Source organism: Streptomyces sp. NPDC099050 (assembly GCF_044759865.1).
GTDB lineage: Bacteria > Actinomycetota > Actinomycetes > Streptomycetales > Streptomycetaceae > Streptomyces.
In genome coordinates this window covers 46,457-62,660 of sequence record NZ_JBIWAE010000016.1, presented here as the reverse complement: position 1 = coordinate 62,660, position 16,204 = coordinate 46,457, and the positions used below count along the sequence as shown (strand labels likewise).

Sequence of the window (16,204 nt, the reverse complement as noted above, 5' to 3'; positions counted from 1 at the left end):
TGAGGTCGCCGCAGACGGCACGGCGCCAGGGGGAGACGACGAGCATCGGCACGCGCGGGCCCGGACCGTAGGGTCCGGCCACGTGACCGGCCTAGCCGGGGAACACGTCCAGGGCGCCCACCACGACGGGTACCGCGAGGCGCGCCGGGTGCCCTCGCCCGGCGACCGTCCGCGAGGGGCACGCGCATGACGTGGGTGGAGTTCCCGTTCCCCGCCCGTCCCGCCTGCTCCAGCGCGTGGAGTGCGAGCAGGCACCGGGACTGCCCGGCCCGGGGCAGGGGCGCAGGGACGCTGGACGTCGACCCGGACACGGCGCGGCTCCGGCCCGCCGCGCACCCGGTGTCCGACGGGCGTGCGGCGGGCCGGAGCCGTACCTCAGACGAGGTCGCGGGGCGGCGGGGAGACGTGGAAGACGAACGACAGCGCGCCCACGGTGGAACGGGCCGCCTCCAGGGCCTCCTCCGGGGTGGGGGCCGTGCCGCGGGCGCGGGCGATGCGCGTGAACGAACCGGCGAGGCCGGTGAGTTCGGAACCCTCGGCGAGCAGGACCGTGACGGCCGGGTCGGTGCGCCCCGGGTCCGCCTCCGCGAGCCCCATGAACGTGCCCGTGACCTCCGGGGCGGTGTACCAGACGGCCTCGCAGCGCGGCTCCCGCGCGGACTCCAGGATCGCGCGGATGTCGGCCAGGACCTTGAGGCCGGAGGCCTGCCGCGCCTGGAAGTCGATCATGTCGACGCCCGTCGCGTCCTTGGCCAGGTTGAAGATCTCGTCACCGCCCACCCGCAGATGGGTCTCGATGATCCGCGGACCCTCGCCGGTCAGGACCACCTCGGTGTGCGTCGGTCCGAACTCGACGCCGAGGGCGTCCAGGACCCGCGTGACGTGTGCTTCGACCGCCTCCCGCGCCGCCGGGTCCAGCGGCGCCGGCAGGACGTGGCCCAGCTCGACCATGTCCCGCGGGTCGGAGTACTTGCGGGTGATGGCGACCACGACGTGCTCGGCGGCCTCGGAGAACGCCTCCACGCTGTACTGCGGCCCCGTGTGGTACTGCTCGGCGAGCACCCCCAGCCGCGCGATCCCGGGAAAGTCGCCGGTCGCCGTGCGGTACGCCGCCAGGGCCTCCTGGGGGGTGTGGACGAGGGTGACCCCGAAACTCGCGGTGCCCGCCGTGGGTTTGACGATGAACGGGTATCCGGCGCTCTCCCCGAAGGCGAGCAGGTCGGCCTCCCCGTAGGCGCGCTCGGCCCGGGTGTCCTCCACGCCCGCTTCCCGCAGCCGCTCCCGCATCTCGTGCTTGTCCTGCACCAGGCGTACGGTCTCGGGGCTGTGGGTGGCGACGCCCAGGGCCGCGCCGACGGCGGCCGCGCGATCCTGGTCCTGTTCCCAGAACGCGGTGATCCGGGTCACCGGCCGCATCGCGTGGACGGTCCGGGCCAGGGCCACCACCTCGTCGAGCGGGGCGTTCTGGCGGATCGCCAGGATCCGCCGGTACTGGCCGTGTTCGGTGATCCTGGCGAGGTGCTCGGGACGGCAGATCACCGACAGTTCGGCGTTCTCGTCCAGTTCGAGCAGCTTGCCGGCGAAGTCGAGGCTCGGACCCACCGCGAAGATCAGGTAGTGGTCGCCGGGCGGCGCGGGCACCGGCGCGGAGTCGGGGGCAGGGGCGGAGGCAGGAGCAGGGGCGGGGGCGGACGCGAGGTCAGACATGGGAGGCGGCCTTCTCGGTGAGGGGAGCGGCGGACGGGACCACGGGGACCGTGGCGAAGGGACGGGCGGCCGTGCAGAAGACCGCCGTGGCGACGAGGAACAGTGCCGCGACGGCCAGCCAGCCGACGGGGCCGGCGGGCAGGACGAAGGCGGTCATCAGGAACGGGCCCACGATGAGCTGAGCGCTCATCCCCATGCTGAACAGGGACAGGTACTGCGGGCGGGACCGGGCCGGAGCCATCTCGTACGACAGTTCCCACGCCGCGACGGCGTGCAGGTTCTCGCCGACGGTGAGCGCGACCACGGCCAGGACGACGGCGGCCAGTGCGATCCCGATCCCGGTCCCGGCTCCGGTGCCTTCCGCGACGGCGAACAGCGCGCAGGACAGGACCAGTGGCACGCAGGCGAGCCGCAGGAGCCGCAGCGCCTTCGCCGCACCACGGGCGAACCGGGCCACGTACACCTGGAGCACCACCGTGAGCACGGTGTTGACGGCCAGTACGACGGAGCTCGCGCCCTGCGGCAGACCGGCCCGCTCCGTCATCCACAGCGGTACGAGGATGAACAGGACCGAGTCGTTGAGCAGCAGCACGGCGTTGGCGAGCGCGGCGACCAGGAACCGCCGGTCGCGGTACGGGGACCTCGGCGCCCCGGCTCCGGCCTCTCGTTCCGGTACGGGCGGCGGCATCGGTGCCACCGGTCCGTCCGCCGGCCGCGGTGCGGCCGGGGCCGGGACACCCGCGCCCCGGCCGGCGCTGCGGATGAGCAGGGCCACTGCCACGAACGCCACGCCGTTGAAGACGAAGAGCGCGCAGAACGCGGCACGTGAGTGCGCCGCCTGGACCACGGCGGCGAGCAGGAAGCCGGCCGTCATCCCGATGTTGCTGACCGCCCGGAGCGAGGCCATGGTCCTGGTCCGCTGGTCCTCGGGCTCCAGTTCGCCCACCACCACCTGGAGCAGCGGCATGGCCGCGCGGGTGGCCGCCGTGATCAAGCAGGTGACGGCGAAGTAGCCGGCGTAGCCGTCCACGAAGGCGTAGGCCGCGAAACCGGCGGCCCGCGCCAGGGTCAGCCCCACGTAGACGGGCAGGGCACCGCACCGCCCGGCCAGCGCCCCGAAGGGCGCCGGGCTGAGCAGCCCCAGCACGTTGGCCGCGGTGAGCGCACCGCCCACGGCCACGGCCGGGATGCCGACGAAGCCCACGAAGTAGAGGGTGGCGGCGGCCAGGAACATGCCGACGGCGATCGCGTCGACCGCCGCGCCGGCCGCGATGACGCGGCCGCTCCTCGAGGCCGGGAGCAGGTCAGCGAACACCATGCGGCAACCCCTGGGACAGGATCGCGAACGGAGGCCGCGCGATGAGGTAGAAGTGGTCGCCCGGCACGGTGTGGTGCCGGAACGGCCCCTGTGTCACGGCCTCCCAGGCCGCCGCGTCCGCCGTGGTCACCTGCGGGTCGCCGTCGCCCGCGACGGCCGTGACCGGACTGTCCAGCAGCGGTCCCGGGCGGTGCTCGTAGGCGTCGAACATCCTGAAGTCCCCGCACACGTAGGGCAGGACCAGCTCGCGGAAGTCCGGGTCCGACAACAGTTCGGCGTCGGTGCCGCCGAGCGCGGTCAGGGCGTCCGCGATGTCCTCGTCGTCCATCTCCTGCGCACTGTGGCCCGGCTCGGGGCGGTGTGCCAGCTGCGGGGCGCGGGCCCCGGAGGCGTACAGGTGGGAGACCGGCCGGCCGGCGGCCTGGAGCAGGCGGGCCGTCTCGTACGCGACGACCGCACCCATGCTGTGGCCGAGGAAGGCCACCGGCCGGTCCAGCAGCGGCAGTACCGCCCGGGCGATCTCCCCGGCCAGCTGGTGGAGGTCGGTGGGCAGCGGCTCGCCGAGCCGGGCCGCGCGGCCCGGGTAGCAGACCGCGTGGACCTCGTACTCCGGCAGTTCCCGGGCCCACTCGTGGAAGAAGGAGGCGGAGCCGCCGGCGTGCGGGAAGCAGACGAGGCGGTGGGTGGCCAGGGGCCGGGGTTCGGGGCACTTCAGCCAGGTCATCAGCGTTCTCCCGCGGTGATCAGTGAGGTGACGAGGGCCGTCTGCTGGGCCAGCGTGGAGCCGGTCATCAGCGCGCGGACCGGGACGCGGACCCCGAGGTCGTCGCCGAGCCGCCGGGCCAGCCGGACGACCAGCAGCGAGTCCCCGCCCAGGTCGAAGAAGTCCGAGTCGGGCGACAGTCCGGGATGGCCGAGGAGCTCGGTCCACCGGGCCGCGACCGTCTCGGCGGGCAGCCGCGGAGCCGGTTCCTGTGCCGGTTCCTGTGCCGGGCCCTGTGCCGGGTCCTGTGCCGGTTCCTGCGCACGGCCCTGAGGCTGGTCCCGCAGCGGTTCCCGTACGGGGCCCCGTGCCGAGCCGCGTCCCGCGGCTCGCACCGCCGGGGCGAGCAGCCGCGGTCCCGCGAAGACGTACCCCGGAAGGTGGGCCGGACGGCCGGGACCGGCCAGCGCCACCGCGTCGAGGGGCAGTCCGGCGGCCCACAGCCCGGCCAGCGCCGCCTGCGTCTCCCGCGCGCCGCACTCCGTACGGCCGGGGGCCAGGGCCACGGCGGTCAGCCCCGCGGCCTCCGCCATCGCGCAGAGCGCCCTGCCGGGGCCGACCTCGACGGCCACCGCGTCCGGGTGGGCCCTCGCGATCGCCGCCAGTCCGTCGGCGAACCGTACGGCGCTGCGGGCCTGCTCGGCGAACGAACCGGCCTCGACCACCCCACCGGCCGGCACCAGGCGACCGGAGACGTTCGACAGGTACGCCGTCCGCGGGCGCCCCAGCGGCAGTCCGGCCACGGCCTGCCCGAGCTCCCGGACGGCCGGGTCGATCATCGAGGTGTGGAAGGCGTGACTGGTGTGCAGCCGGCGCACGCTCACGGCGTCGCCGGTCCACGCGACGAAGGCGTCCACGGCGTCCGCGGGGCCGGCCAGGACCGTGCTCTCGGACGTGTTGACGGCGGCGAGCTCCAGGTGGCGCCCGAGCCCGCTCTCCGCGGTGAACCGGTGCAGAAGCCCGACGGCCTCCGCCTCGCCGGCGGCGAGCGAGACCATCGCGCCGGACGGGCAGGCCTGCATGGCCCGCCCGCGCAGGGTCACCAGCGCGGCGGCGTCGGCGAGCGTCAGCACGCCCGACAGGGCGGCCGCGGTCAGCTCACCCAGGCTGTGCCCGGCCAGGGCCACCGGGGCCGGGCCGAGGCCGGTCAGCGCGGACGCCGCCGCGTACTCGACGCAGAACAGCGCCGGCTGGGCCAGCTCGGTCCGGGCCAGTTCCGCCGGGGGGAACTCCGGGTCGAACAGGGCCTCGCGCAGCCGTGCGGCCAGAGCCGGCTCGAAATGGCCGAGGCAGCCGTCCAGGGCGGAGGCGAACCCGGGCAGCGCGTCCCGGAAGGGCGCGGCCATGCCGGGGCGCTGGCTGCCCTGACCGGGCAGCAGGAGGACCAGGGGAGGCGGGGTGGCGGCGGCGCGGACGGCACGGCCGGCCACCGTGCGCAGCTCAGCGGCCAGTTCCTCACGGGTGCGGCCGGTGACGGCGGCCCGGTACGGCAGCCGGGCCCGGCCGGCGGCCAGCGTGTGGGCGATGTCGTCGAGCGGAGTCGACGCGAGGGCGGGCAGCCGGTCGGCGAGGCGCCGCGCCGCCAGGTCCAGTCCCTCGGGAGTGGCGGCCGAGAGCACCAGCACCCGGGAGGCGCCGCCGACGTCGCCGTGGTCGCCGTCAGCTGCGGACCGGGACGGCCCGGAGGTCCGCCCCGGAGGTCCTTCGACGAGGACGTGGGCGTTGGTGCCGCCGATGCCGAAGGAGCTGACGCCCGCCCTGCGCGGACCGGAACCGGTCCAGTCGAGCCGCCGCGTGGGCACGTACAGCGGCGAACCGTCCGTCTCCAGCAACGGGTTGAGGCTGCGGAATCCGGCCACCGGAGGGATCTGGCCCTCCCGGACCACCATCAGCGTCTTGATGAGCGAGACCAGTCCGGAGGCAGCGTCGAGGTGCCCGATGTTGGCCTTGACCGCACCCACGGCGATCTGACCCGGCGCGGCGCCCAGTCCGCGCAGGACCCCGGAGGCGGCCGACCACTCGATGGGGTCGCCGACCCGGGTGCCGGTGGCGTGGGCCTCGAGGTAGCCCAGGGTGTCGGCGCCGATGTCCGCCGCCGCCAGGGCGGACCGGATGACGGCCTCCTGCCCGGCGGCGGAGGGAGCCTGGTACCCGGCCTTCGCGGAACCGTCGTTGTTGACGGCGGTCGCGATGATCACCCCGTACGGGTCGTCCCCGTCGGCGAGCGCGTTCTCGGCGGGGCGCAGCACCACGGCCACCACCCCGGAGCCCGCCAGCGCGCCGTCGGCCGACGCGTCGAAGGGGCGGCACTCGCCGGACGCGGACAGGATGCCGCCGGGCAGGTGCACGTGGCCGGTCTGCGGGAAGTCGACCGCGGCCGCGACGACCACCGCCTGCTCGCACTCGCCGTTCAGGAGGGCCTGTACGGCGAGGTGTACGGCCACCAGTGACGAGGAACAGGCGGTGAGCACGCTCATCGCCGGGCCGGTGAGCCCGAGCCGGTAGGCGATCCGGGTGGCCATGTAGTCCGGCTCGTTGGCGCGCAGCGCCTCCTCGACACCCACCGCGTCCAGGGTGCCGGAAGTCAGCATGGCCCGCAGGTACGCGCTGCTGCTCGCGCTCGCGTACACGCCGGTGACCCGGGTCTCGGTCAGCGGGTCGCAGCCCGCGTCCTCCAGGGCCGACCAGGCGGCCTCCAGCATCAACCGGTGCTGGGGGTCCATGAGTTCGGCCTCCCGGGGACTGATGCCGAACAGTTCGTGGTCGAACCTGTCGGCGTCCTCCAGCAGGCCCCGTACGGGCACGTAATCGGGGTCGTCCAGGACGGCGTCCGGTTCGCCGTCGGCCTGCAGCCGCTCCCGGGAGAGCCGGGAGGTGAGGATCTCGGCCCGCAGCAGCGCCTGCCACCACGAGTCGATGTCGGGGGCGCGGGGGAAGCGGCCGGCCATGCCGGTGACCGCGATGTCCAGCGACGGGTCCCGGTCCGTCCCGGGCTGCGACTGCGACTGCGACTGCGTCGGTGTCGGGTGCGGTGCGTTCGCGTTCATCGGGTGGCTCCCTGGAGGGCACGGCGCTGGCGGGCGCGGGCGGCGCGCTCGCGGCGGGCCCGTTCGGCGCGGCCGTCGGTCTGCGGCGCGGGCGCCGAGCCGGTCGGGGCGCCCGCCCGTACGAGGTCGGCCTGCGCGTCCACGGTCGGGCAGCGGAAGAGCTCGACGACCGAAGGCCGTACGCCGGTATGGCGGCCCAGGGCGTCCTGGAGCCGGATGATGAGCAGGGAATGGCCGCCCAGGTCGAAGAAGTTGACCCCCGTCGGCACCGTCGCGATCTCCAGGACCTCGGCCCACGCGGCCGAGACCTGCGCGACGGTGTCCCCGCCCGCGGCGGCGCCCTCGGGCCTGCCCTCGGCGGAGGCCGGCGGCTGTTCCGCCGATTGCTCCGCCCCGTGCTCCGGCGCCGCGGCCAGGGCGGCCAGGGCCGTCCGGTCCGCCTTGCCGTTGACCGTGACCGGGAAGGCGTCCAGCGCCCGCAGCCGGGCCGGTACGGCAGCCGCCGGCAGCAGCAGCGCCAGCCGCTCCCGAAGGGAGGACAGGGATCCGGGATCGTCGGTGACGACGAACCCGGTCAGCCGCGTACCGTCCGCATCCGGTACGGCGACGGCCTCGCGGACACCGGGGCAGGCGAGCAGGGCGGCCTCGACCGCACCCAGCTCGACGCGGTGGCCGCGGATCTTGACCTGGCTGTCCTTGCGTCCGAGGAACTCCAAGGTGCCCGTCCGGCTCCAGCGCACCAGGTCGCCGGTGCGGTACATCCGCCCGCCGCCGTCCGCGAAGGGGTCCGCGACGAAGGCCGAGGCCGTGGCTTCCGGCCGGCCGAAGTAGCCGCCGGACACGCCGGCGCCGCCGATGTGGAGCTCACCCGTGATGCCGGGCGGCACCAGCCGCCCCTCCCGGTCGAGCACGTACAGCCGGGCACCCGGCACCGGACCGCCGATGTCGACGGGCCCGGCCTCCGTGAAGCGCCGGTAACTCGCCCAGACGGTCGCCTCGGTGGGCCCGTACTCGTTCACGAGCGCGGTACCGGCCAGCAGCGCCGCATGGCGGCGCAGCAGCACCTCGGGAAGGGCCTCGCCGGCCGTGATCACGGTGGTCAGGCCGACCGGGGGACGGCCCAGCCGCTCGGCGGCCGCGAGGATCGCGTCGTACAGCGACGGCACGCACAGCAGGTGCGTCACCTCGTGCCGCTCGATCAGGGCGAGCAGAGCCTCGGGATCGCGGTACTCGCCCGGCCCGGCGACGACGAGCCGGCCGCCGGCGGTCAGGGTGCCCCACACGCCGGCGACGGAGGAGTCGAAGGCCAGCGGGGAGAGCAGCAGGAAGACCGGCTCGCCCGGATAGACCTCGCGGCGCGCCAGGGTGGAGGCGGCCAGCTGGGCGTGTTCCACGACCACGCCCTTGGGGGCACCGGTGCTTCCGGAGGTGTAGATGAGGTACGCGGCGTCCCCGGGGCCGGGCTCCACCGGAGCGAGCACCTCGCCCTCCTCGCGGACGGCGCGGTCGTCGGCGGTCACGACCGGCAGGCCGAGCCCGCTCACGCGCCGGCCGAGGTCGCCGGTCACCAGGACCGCCGCCACCCGGGCGTCCGCGAGCACCGAGGCGATCCGCGCATCGGGGTTGGCCGGGTCGACCGGGACGTACGCCGCTCCGGTGCGGACGGCGCCGAGCACCGCCGCGACCATCGCGGCGGACCGGTCGGCCAGGACGCCGACCCGGTCACCCGGGCCGATGCCGGCCGCGGCCAGGCGGGCCGCGATCCGGCCCGCCCAAGCATCCAGAGCGGCCCGGTCGACCTGCTCCTCGCCGCAGACCAGGGCGGGCCGGCCGGGCGCGGTACGGGCCAGCTCCGAGACCCGCAGGTGCACCGCCGCGCAGTCCTCGACGGGCAGTTCGGCGCCCTGTCCGAGGGCGAGCAGCTCCTCGCGTTCGGACGCGTCCAGCAGCTCCAGCGCGCCGACGGCCGGGACCTGACCGGTGGGGGCGGTCAGCCCGCGCAGGACGGTGCGCAGCTGGCCGAGCAGCCGCAGGACGCCGGAGGCCGTGTAGCGGTCCTCGTTGTAGCGGGCGACGAGTTCGGCCGTACCGGCGGCCGGGTCGCAGTCCCACAGACCGATGCCGATCTCCCGGGCCCCGGCGAGCACGGCCGGCGCCGCCCCGTGCCGGAACTCGACGAGGTGGTCGGGCAGTGCGGCCGCCGACTGGTCGGACCACAGCGAGATCGACCGTTCCAGTGCCCGGTCGGTGCCGGCGAGGAGCTCCGAGGGGGCGGCGTCGTCCCGTACCGCGAGGACGACGGGGACCCGCAGCGCTCCGGCCACCGCCTGCCGCGTGCCCGTGCGCCGGGTCAGGGTGACGGCGAGCGCGGCGAGACCCACGGTCAGCGGGGTCACCGCGTGGTCCCGGGCCGAGCGTCCGATCGCCGCCCGCAGGGCGGTGTCCAGGGGCAGCCGTACCACCGCGGACCGCCCGCCGGGGACTGGTCGGGCCCCGCCGATGCCCAACGGGCGTTCGGTCGTGGCGGCGCGGACCTCATCGGCCCACAGCCTGGACTCCTCGGTGCCGGCGTGGTCCGGGGAGGGACCGGCCGGAGCGGCGGACGGCGTTGACATGGAAACTCCTTCGGTGGCGATCGGGACGCGGGGCAGCGGGGGTCAGTCGGCCAGCGTCATCGTGAGGTGGATGCGGTCGGTGCCACCGGCGTTGTAAGCGGAGTGGTGGCGCAGGGTGTTGAGGATGTGGACCCGGCCGTCGGTGGGCACGTGGTAGGTGTGGCCGCTGCGGAACAGCAGACGGCTGTCCTCGTTGGTGGTCAGCGACACGTGCGCCACGCGGGAGTGGTCCGTGTGCATGTGGTAGATCTCGCCCGGGTGCAGGGTGACCAGGCGCATCCGGCCCGGACGGAACGGCAGCGCCTTGTACAGCTCGTAGAAGTACGTGTCCTTGAGCTCCTCGTTGAAGAACGCGAACTCGCTCTCCTCGAAGTTCTTGAGACCGGTCTTCTGGTCGAACTGGCCGTTGCCGGCGTCGCGCCAGGCGTCCTCGGCGCCGGCACGGTGGGTCAGGCCCAGGCGGCGGAAGCGGTCCTCCTCCTTGCCGGACGGTGCCTGCGGGACGCGCTCGATGAACTGCTGGTACGCCTTGAGCAGTTCGTCGTGGTCCAGGGAGAGGCCCGGGACGATCTCGACGAGCTCGGGGTCGACCGTGCTGAGCGTGGGCGTGGCCATGGTGATCTCCGTTTTCTGGTGTGCCTCGGACCGGGCGGGCGCCCGGAGGGCATGCTGAAGGGAAGGAAGGCGAGTGAAGGGGGTGAGGGGGCGGGCGGGGTCGCGCAGGAATCAGGCGACCGGGCCCTCGTAGGTCCGGGGCCGCGGGGCGGTCCGCACGGCCCAGGCGATGAGCGGGCGGCTCGCGAAGCCGACGACGAGGAACACGGCGGCCAGCAGGAACCAGCCCGGCCGGCCGAGGCCCAGGGCCAGCGTGCCGAGCACGGCGGGCGCGAGTGCCTCCGCGACGCCGCCGCCGAGGCCGAAGACTCCGGAGTACTGTCCCTGCGCGTGCGGGGCGGCCAGGCCGAAGGAGTACTCCATGGCGGCCGCCGCGTGCCACAGTTCGCCGAGGGTGTAGACGGCGGTGGCGGCCAGGAGGAGCGCGGCTCCGGCCCACGTGGACAGGGAGCCGGCGGCCATCATCAGGAGGAGCCCGGCGGCGACGGCTCCGCCCGCCCAGCGCATCCGGGATCCGGCGGCCGCCGGGTCCCCGACGTTCTTGCTGACCGCGACCTGCAGGGTGATGACCAGGACCGTGTTGAGGACGAGGACCCCGGAGACCATCCAGCGCGGCGACTGGGTGTGCTCGACGATCCACAGCGGCAGCAGGAAGGTCGGCACCGCGAAGTGCAGGGACATCAGGCAGTTGAGGACGGTGGCCGCCAGGTAGGGGCGGTCCCGCAGCGCCTCCCAGCGACTGCTGAGCGGCGGAGCCTCGACCGGTACGAGCCGGGGCAGCCACAGCAGGGCGAGCGCGCAGCCGATGAAGGCCAGGGCCCGGCCGCCGACCAGGCTCAGATAGGCCGGCGCCGTGTCGAGCTGGATGGCCACGCCGGCGACGAGCGCCCCGAGGGAGATGCCCAAATTGGTCCCGGCCCGCAGGTAGGCGCGGAACCGGGCCGGGTCCTCGCCGCCGAAGCCCCGTACCAGGGGGGCCCGGCTGGACTTGTCGGCGGCGAACACCACGCCCGTGAGAACCGAGATGAGGACGAACGACCAGAAGGCGTCGACCAGGAGGAAGCAGCCCATGAAGACCGCTCCGGCCAGCATCACCGCGATCTGCGTCTCCCGGGCACCCCTGCGGTCCGCGATCCGGCCGCCGAGGATGCCGGCGATGAGGCCGACCGCGGCGCCGGCGAACAGGCCGAACGCCACCTGGGACATCGGCAGGTGCACGACGCGCGTGAAGTAGAGGGCGCTGGAGGACATGAACATCCCGCTGCCGAAGGCGTTGACGAACGTCGCTCCGGCCAGGGTCCGCTGTGGACCGCGTTCGGGGACGAGCCGGGCGAGCGGTCCCCGGGGGCCGGCCGCGCCGCCGGAGCCGCGCGCGGGCGTGGTCACTGCCACAGCGGGTCCCGGAAGTCGGCCTCGGGCCGGTTCGCCCGGCCCCAGGCGCGGATCTCGCGGCCGGTGACGCCCTGCGGGGCGACGACCAGGCGCGCGTCGAACCAGTCGCGGACCTCGGTGAAGCGCTTCTCCAGCTGCTCCTCGGTGTCCGCCGAGACCAGGACCTGGCCCACCCGGTGGTTGGTGTTGTCGATGTCGCCGAGGAAGCGCTCGCCGGCCGGGAACTCGATCCGGGCGAACTCCACACCGGGCAGCTCGCGCAGTTCGGCGGGGGAGGGGCAGTGGAACATGATGCCGGCCCGGCCCTTGAGGTAGGTGGTGCCGAAGATCCCAGGGCGGTGCTCCACCTCGGCGCGAGGCTGCCTGCCGAGTGCGCTCCGCAGCGAGGCGTCGCCCAGGTGGATGCCGAATTTGGCCTGGATCTGTTCGTGGATGAGGGCTCCGCCCCGGCGGGCCGCGCACTCGCTGAAGGTCAGCAGGCCGGTGTCCGGGTCGTGGAAGAGCTCCATGTGGAAGACGCCGTCGCGCAGTCCGAGCGCCTCGAGGGCCTGTCGTACGACCGGCTCCGAGCGGTCGTAGGCCCAGCTCTCCTCCTTGGGGTCGAAGTGCCGCATCCACAGGGGGGTCTGCTCGTCGATCATGGTGAGGCAGGGTGCGCCGTAGCGTCCCACGGCGAGGAAGAGCAGTTCACCGTCGTGCAGGAAGCCGTCCGCGATCCACTCCTCGCCGCCGACGTACTCCTCCAGGACGAAGGTGCGCTGGGCGGTGCGGTCGGCGCGGTACTTGCTGCTGAGGGTGCGCAGGGCCTGCCGGCTCTCCACGACCGCGGTGCGCGCGGTCGCCGCGCCCGCGACGGGCTTCAGCACGGCCTTGTCGTAGCTCCACTCGACGCCCGACACGTCGTGCACGTCGTCGATGACGGTGACCCGCGCGGCCGGTATGCCGGCCGCGGCCACCCGGCGCTTCTGGAGCGACTTGTCGCGGAAGTGGACGGCGGTGACCGGGTCGAGGGCGCGGCAGCCGAGCTGCGCGGCGAGGACTCCGGCGGTGACCAGCGCCCATTCGTCGGAGGTGTGGACGGCGTCGAAGCGGTGCTCGGCCAGTCCGGCCCGGTGCAGGGCCATCAGGACGGCCTCCGGGCTCTTGTGGTCGTCGACGAGGAGGGTGGTCATCCCGTCGGGCACTTCGGCCAGGCCGTGGTCGTATCCGGCGGCCCCCTGGACGACGACCGCGTCGACACCGGCGCGTACGCACGCCTGCAGGACGTACTTGTCGGTGCCCAGGAGCAGGATGCTCTGGCGCAGTCCGTCCCCGGCTTCTCCGGCCACCCGGTACACCTGGTCCTTGAGGGTCTGGATGGTGTCCCGGTCGGTGCGGATCCGCTCCATGTCGTCGGCCGTCATGAAGATGCGCAGCGGGCTGGTCAGCAGGTCGGCGGTGGGGGTCAGGCGCTTGCCCGGGCCGAGTTTGACGCCCACGAGATGGACGCCCGGCAGGGCCGCGATCCGGTCCACCGCCTCCTGGTCCACCGATTCGACCAGTCCGCCGAAGGTGGTGCGGGTGCTGTGGACGGCGGCCGCCGTGCGGGGAGAGTAGAGCAGGCCGGCGTACCGGCGGGCGAACTCCTCGGGCCGGGCGTAGGCCAGGGCCGTCAGGTCGGCCTGGTTGGCCCCCAGGCACACGTCGTGGAAGCCGGGGTTCATGTTGCCGTTGAGGCGGGCCCCGATCTCGACGAGGGCCGGCCCCTGCGGGGTCATGATGACCTCGGCGTGGGCAGGGCCGTGCTGGATGCCGAGGGCTTCCAGCACCGTGTCGACGTAGGCGATCAGCGCGGGAACCGGTGCGGCGTCCGGGGCGAGCAGGACGTCGAGGTCGTAGATGTTCTTGCCGTTCGGCAGGATTTCCTTCTCGTACTCCCACACCCCGCACACGTACCGCTCGCCCGCCACGCTGACCGTGTCCACGATGTACTCGGTGCCCTCCAGGAAGGACTGCACCAGGGCTTCGGTGTTCCTGCGCTCGAAGATGTCGGTGGAGCCGAGCACCGCGCGGGCGGCCGTCAGGACCTCGGCGGCGTTGTGGCACCGGTAGACGTGGTCGGTGGAGGCCGAGCTGAGCGGCTTGACGATCACGGGGTACCCGGCCGAACGCTCGGCCCAGTCGGCGACGGCCTGCGGATCGCCGCTCTTGAACTGGTCGGCGCACCTCACCCCGGCGCGGCGCAGGGCCTCGATCATCTCGTACTTGTCGCGGCGGGCCGCGGAGAGCGCAGTCCCGTTGGTGGCCAGGCCCAGGGCCTCGCTGAGCGCGTCGGCGAGGGGCACGCCGGGCTCCTGGCCCGCCAGGACGGCCACCGGGCCGAGCTCCGAGAGCGCCGAGACCGTTGCTTCGAAGGCGGCCTCGTCGGGGCAGTGGAACTGGTCCCGGTAGGCGTCCGGATCCGGCGGGAGCATCGTCGCCATCGGTTCCGCGGAGCTGTACACGTGCACCACGTCGAGGCCGAGGCGGGCGAAGGCCGGGGGGAGGAACGTGCCGGTCGAATACCCGTCCACGATTACGGCGGTCTTGACCGGGCGGGCCGGGGGCGAGTCGGAAGCCATCGGGTCGATCACTCTCTGTGTGGGGGTGGAGCAGGAGGGGCCGGGGTGCCGGCCGGGTGCCGTCGGCGTTACGCGCCCTTGACCGGCCAGCCGATGTCGGTGCGGACGGCGGTGGCGGGAGCCACCGGCGAGGGCCAGCCGATGTCCCCGGCGACCGTGGCGCCCTTCGGCGGAAGCGGCCAGCCGATGTCCCCGGCGGGGCTTCCGGACGCACCGACGACGGCGAACAGGGCGACGAAGGCGATGGCGCCCGCGGCGACGCGGACCCGGGTGGCACGGAGGAAGGAACGCACTGGAACTCCTGAGCGAGAGGGGAAGGCGAGATCGGCGGAATCGTCGTGACCGCCGCGTTGCCGAGGAAGCTAGTGCAGATCCCAGCACTTTGGCAAGGTCTTGCCAATTGATTGGCAAGGCCTGTAGTGCCAGAAGTCCAGGATCTCTGTTTGATGCTCCCGCGCGTTGGGCAAGAATTTGCCCGACTGTGGGCTTCCGGGCTAGCCTCTGGTCCGCCTGGGGCGGAGTGTTTCCGTGAGTACGCGCACGTCACGGAAGTCGTCCGGCCCTGCCACCCCTGTCACCGCCTCCGAACCCATGGGGTTGATCACGTGTTGGAACAACCGCTGTTCGGGCGCCGGCTCAAGCAGCTCCGCACCGAGCGAGGGCTCTCGCAGGCCGCCCTTGCCGGCGAGGGCATGTCCACCGGCTATCTGTCCCGGCTGGAGTCCGGCGCCCGGCAGCCCACCGCGCGGGCCGTAGAGCATCTGGCCGCGCAACTCGGCGTACCCGCCTCCGCGTTCGAAGAGGCCGCCACCAACTCGTTGGCCCGGGCCCTCGCCGTCGCCGCGTCCGCGGGCACCGACGAGACCGCCGTGGCGGTCGAGAGCGCCCTGGGTGGGGAGGGGGACCAAGACCCGCTGCTGCGCTGGCAGGGTCTGTGGCTGGTCGCCCAGTGGCGGCGCCGCAGGGGGGAGCACGCCAAGGAGCGGGAGCTGCTGCTGGAGCTTGTCCGGCTCGGCGACGAGCTGGGCCTGCCCGAGCTGAGCGCCCGGGGCCAGACCCAGTTGGCGCGCTGCCTGCGGGCCTGCGGCGAGATCGGCCCCGCCGGCGAGGCCGGCGCGGCGGCGTACCGGCTGGCCCGGGAGAACGGGCTCCCGGTGGCCGACGTGGCCGCCAGCCTGCTCGCGCTGGTCTCCGTGGAGACCGAGGCGGGCCGGCTCGGGGAGGCCCGCGCGCACGCCGACGAGCTGACCGCCCTCACGCACGGCCGCACCGACACCCTGTGGGCCGAGTCGCTGTGGACCGCCGCCGCCGTCCGGGTCCGCCAAGGCGACCTGGACAGCGCCCAGGGCCTCTTGGCACAGGCGCTGGAGCGCTTCAGCAGCGCGGAGAACCTGTTGCTGTGGGTCAGGCTCAGGGTCGCCGCCGCCCGGCTCCACGTCCGCAAGGCGCCGCCGGAACTGGACCGGGCGGAGCAGTACGCCGAGCAGGCCGAGGCGAGCCTGGCCTACGTGGACATCCCCGCCCTGGGCCACGAGGTGACGGCCCTGAAGGCGGAAATCGCCTTCCTGGGCGGGCGCTTCGCCGATGCCCGCACGCTGCTGGACCGGGTGCGCGGCGCCGACGCGAAGACCACGTACCGCGACCGGGTCCGGCTGGACATGCTGGACAGTCGGCTCCTCATCGTCGAGGGCCGGGAGGACGAGGGACTGGCGCGGATGCGCGAACTCGCGGCGGAGGCCCAGGCGGCGGCCAGCATCGACCTGGCCGCGGACATCTGGCGGACGCTGGCCGAAGCCCTCGTGCAGGCGCGCGGGGCAGCCGGCCCCAGGGCCTGACGCGCGGCGAGACGCGCGGGGCGGCCGGCCCCAGGGCCTGACGCGCGGCGAGACGCGCGGGGCGGCCGGTCCCGGGGCCTGACGCGCGGGGCGGGAGGCGTGCGTCTCGCCCCGCGCGGCGCGGGAAGGCGCAGCGCCGGGCGGTATGCGTTGGGCCGGATCCGGAAGCGGCGGCCCGACCGACGCGAAGGGGGTGGTGGGGGGGGGGGGGGGGCCCCCCCCCCCCCCCCCGGGGGCCCCGGGGGGGCGCCCCCCCCCCGCCCCCCCCCCCCCGGCCCCCCCCCCCCCCCCCCCGGGCCCGCCGCCGGGGCC

General features: G+C 74.4%; 10 protein-coding genes. 1 reads left to right on the top strand and 9 read right to left on the bottom strand.

Annotated features, from left to right (window positions below):
- Positions 1-375 precede the first annotated feature (375 nt).
- The 9 genes from ACIQV3_RS25385 to ACIQV3_RS25345 form a co-directional block, all read right to left on the bottom strand.
- On the bottom strand, positions 376-1,707 hold the full coding sequence (locus ACIQV3_RS25385) for an acetyl-CoA carboxylase biotin carboxylase subunit family protein (protein WP_403715440.1): 1,332 nt from the start codon (positions 1,705-1,707) through the stop codon (positions 376-378).
- Positions 1,700-3,025: an MFS transporter gene (locus ACIQV3_RS25380; RefSeq protein ID WP_403715438.1), complete on the bottom strand. Its 1,326-nt coding sequence runs from the start codon at positions 3,023-3,025 to the stop codon at positions 1,700-1,702. The genes ACIQV3_RS25385 and ACIQV3_RS25380 overlap by 8 nt, the downstream gene beginning before the upstream one ends.
- Complete coding sequence (locus tag ACIQV3_RS25375; RefSeq protein ID WP_403715436.1) at positions 3,012-3,749, bottom strand: thioesterase II family protein; 738 nt, start codon at positions 3,747-3,749, stop codon at positions 3,012-3,014. The genes ACIQV3_RS25380 and ACIQV3_RS25375 overlap by 14 nt, the downstream gene beginning before the upstream one ends.
- Positions 3,749-6,835, bottom strand: a complete 3,087-nt coding sequence (locus tag ACIQV3_RS25370) for a type I polyketide synthase (protein ID WP_403715433.1) — start codon at positions 6,833-6,835, stop codon at positions 3,749-3,751. Before ACIQV3_RS25370 ends, ACIQV3_RS25375 begins: the two co-directional genes overlap by 1 nt.
- Entirely contained in the window at positions 6,832-9,450 is a 2,619-nt protein-coding gene (locus ACIQV3_RS25365) for an amino acid adenylation domain-containing protein (protein ID WP_403715430.1), read from the bottom strand. Before ACIQV3_RS25365 ends, ACIQV3_RS25370 begins: the two co-directional genes overlap by 4 nt.
- A 42-nt stretch (positions 9,451-9,492) precedes the next feature.
- Positions 9,493-10,065, bottom strand: a complete 573-nt coding sequence (locus tag ACIQV3_RS25360) for a hypothetical protein (RefSeq protein WP_403715428.1) — start codon at positions 10,063-10,065, stop codon at positions 9,493-9,495.
- Between the two features lie 111 nt (positions 10,066-10,176).
- Positions 10,177-11,451: an MFS transporter gene (locus tag ACIQV3_RS25355; RefSeq protein ID WP_403715426.1), complete on the bottom strand. Its 1,275-nt coding sequence runs from the start codon at positions 11,449-11,451 to the stop codon at positions 10,177-10,179.
- Entirely contained in the window at positions 11,448-14,057 is a 2,610-nt protein-coding gene (locus tag ACIQV3_RS25350; RefSeq protein ID WP_403715424.1) for an ATP-grasp domain-containing protein, read from the bottom strand. The genes ACIQV3_RS25355 and ACIQV3_RS25350 overlap by 4 nt, the downstream gene beginning before the upstream one ends.
- Before the next feature lie 68 nt (positions 14,058-14,125).
- A complete protein-coding gene (locus ACIQV3_RS25345; RefSeq protein ID WP_403715423.1) occupies positions 14,126-14,350 on the bottom strand; it encodes a hypothetical protein in 225 nt (74 codons plus the stop codon).
- Positions 14,351-14,662: 312 nt separating this feature from the next.
- Here ACIQV3_RS25345 and ACIQV3_RS25340 point away from each other — a divergent pair, with 312 nt between their 5' ends.
- On the top strand, positions 14,663-15,892 hold the full coding sequence (locus tag ACIQV3_RS25340; RefSeq protein WP_403715421.1) for a helix-turn-helix domain-containing protein: 1,230 nt from the start codon (positions 14,663-14,665) through the stop codon (positions 15,890-15,892).
- Positions 15,893-16,204 lie beyond the last annotated feature (312 nt).

Bases quoted from the DNA above. Each gene is read 5' to 3' on its own strand.
- ACIQV3_RS25385 (WP_403715440.1), bottom strand. From the start codon at position 1,707: ATGTCTGACCTCGCGTCCGCCCCCGCCCCTGCTCCTGCCTCCGCCCCT.
- ACIQV3_RS25380 (WP_403715438.1), bottom strand. From the start codon at position 3,025: ATGGTGTTCGCTGACCTGCTCCCGGCCTCGAGGAGCGGCCGCGTCATC.
- ACIQV3_RS25375 (WP_403715436.1), bottom strand. From the start codon at position 3,749: ATGACCTGGCTGAAGTGCCCCGAACCCCGGCCCCTGGCCACCCACCGC.
- ACIQV3_RS25370 (WP_403715433.1), bottom strand. From the start codon at position 6,835: ATGAACGCGAACGCACCGCACCCGACACCGACGCAGTCGCAGTCGCAG.
- ACIQV3_RS25365 (WP_403715430.1), bottom strand. From the start codon at position 9,450: ATGTCAACGCCGTCCGCCGCTCCGGCCGGTCCCTCCCCGGACCACGCC.
- ACIQV3_RS25360 (WP_403715428.1), bottom strand. From the start codon at position 10,065: ATGGCCACGCCCACGCTCAGCACGGTCGACCCCGAGCTCGTCGAGATC.
- ACIQV3_RS25350 (WP_403715424.1), bottom strand. From the start codon at position 14,057: ATGGCTTCCGACTCGCCCCCGGCCCGCCCGGTCAAGACCGCCGTAATC.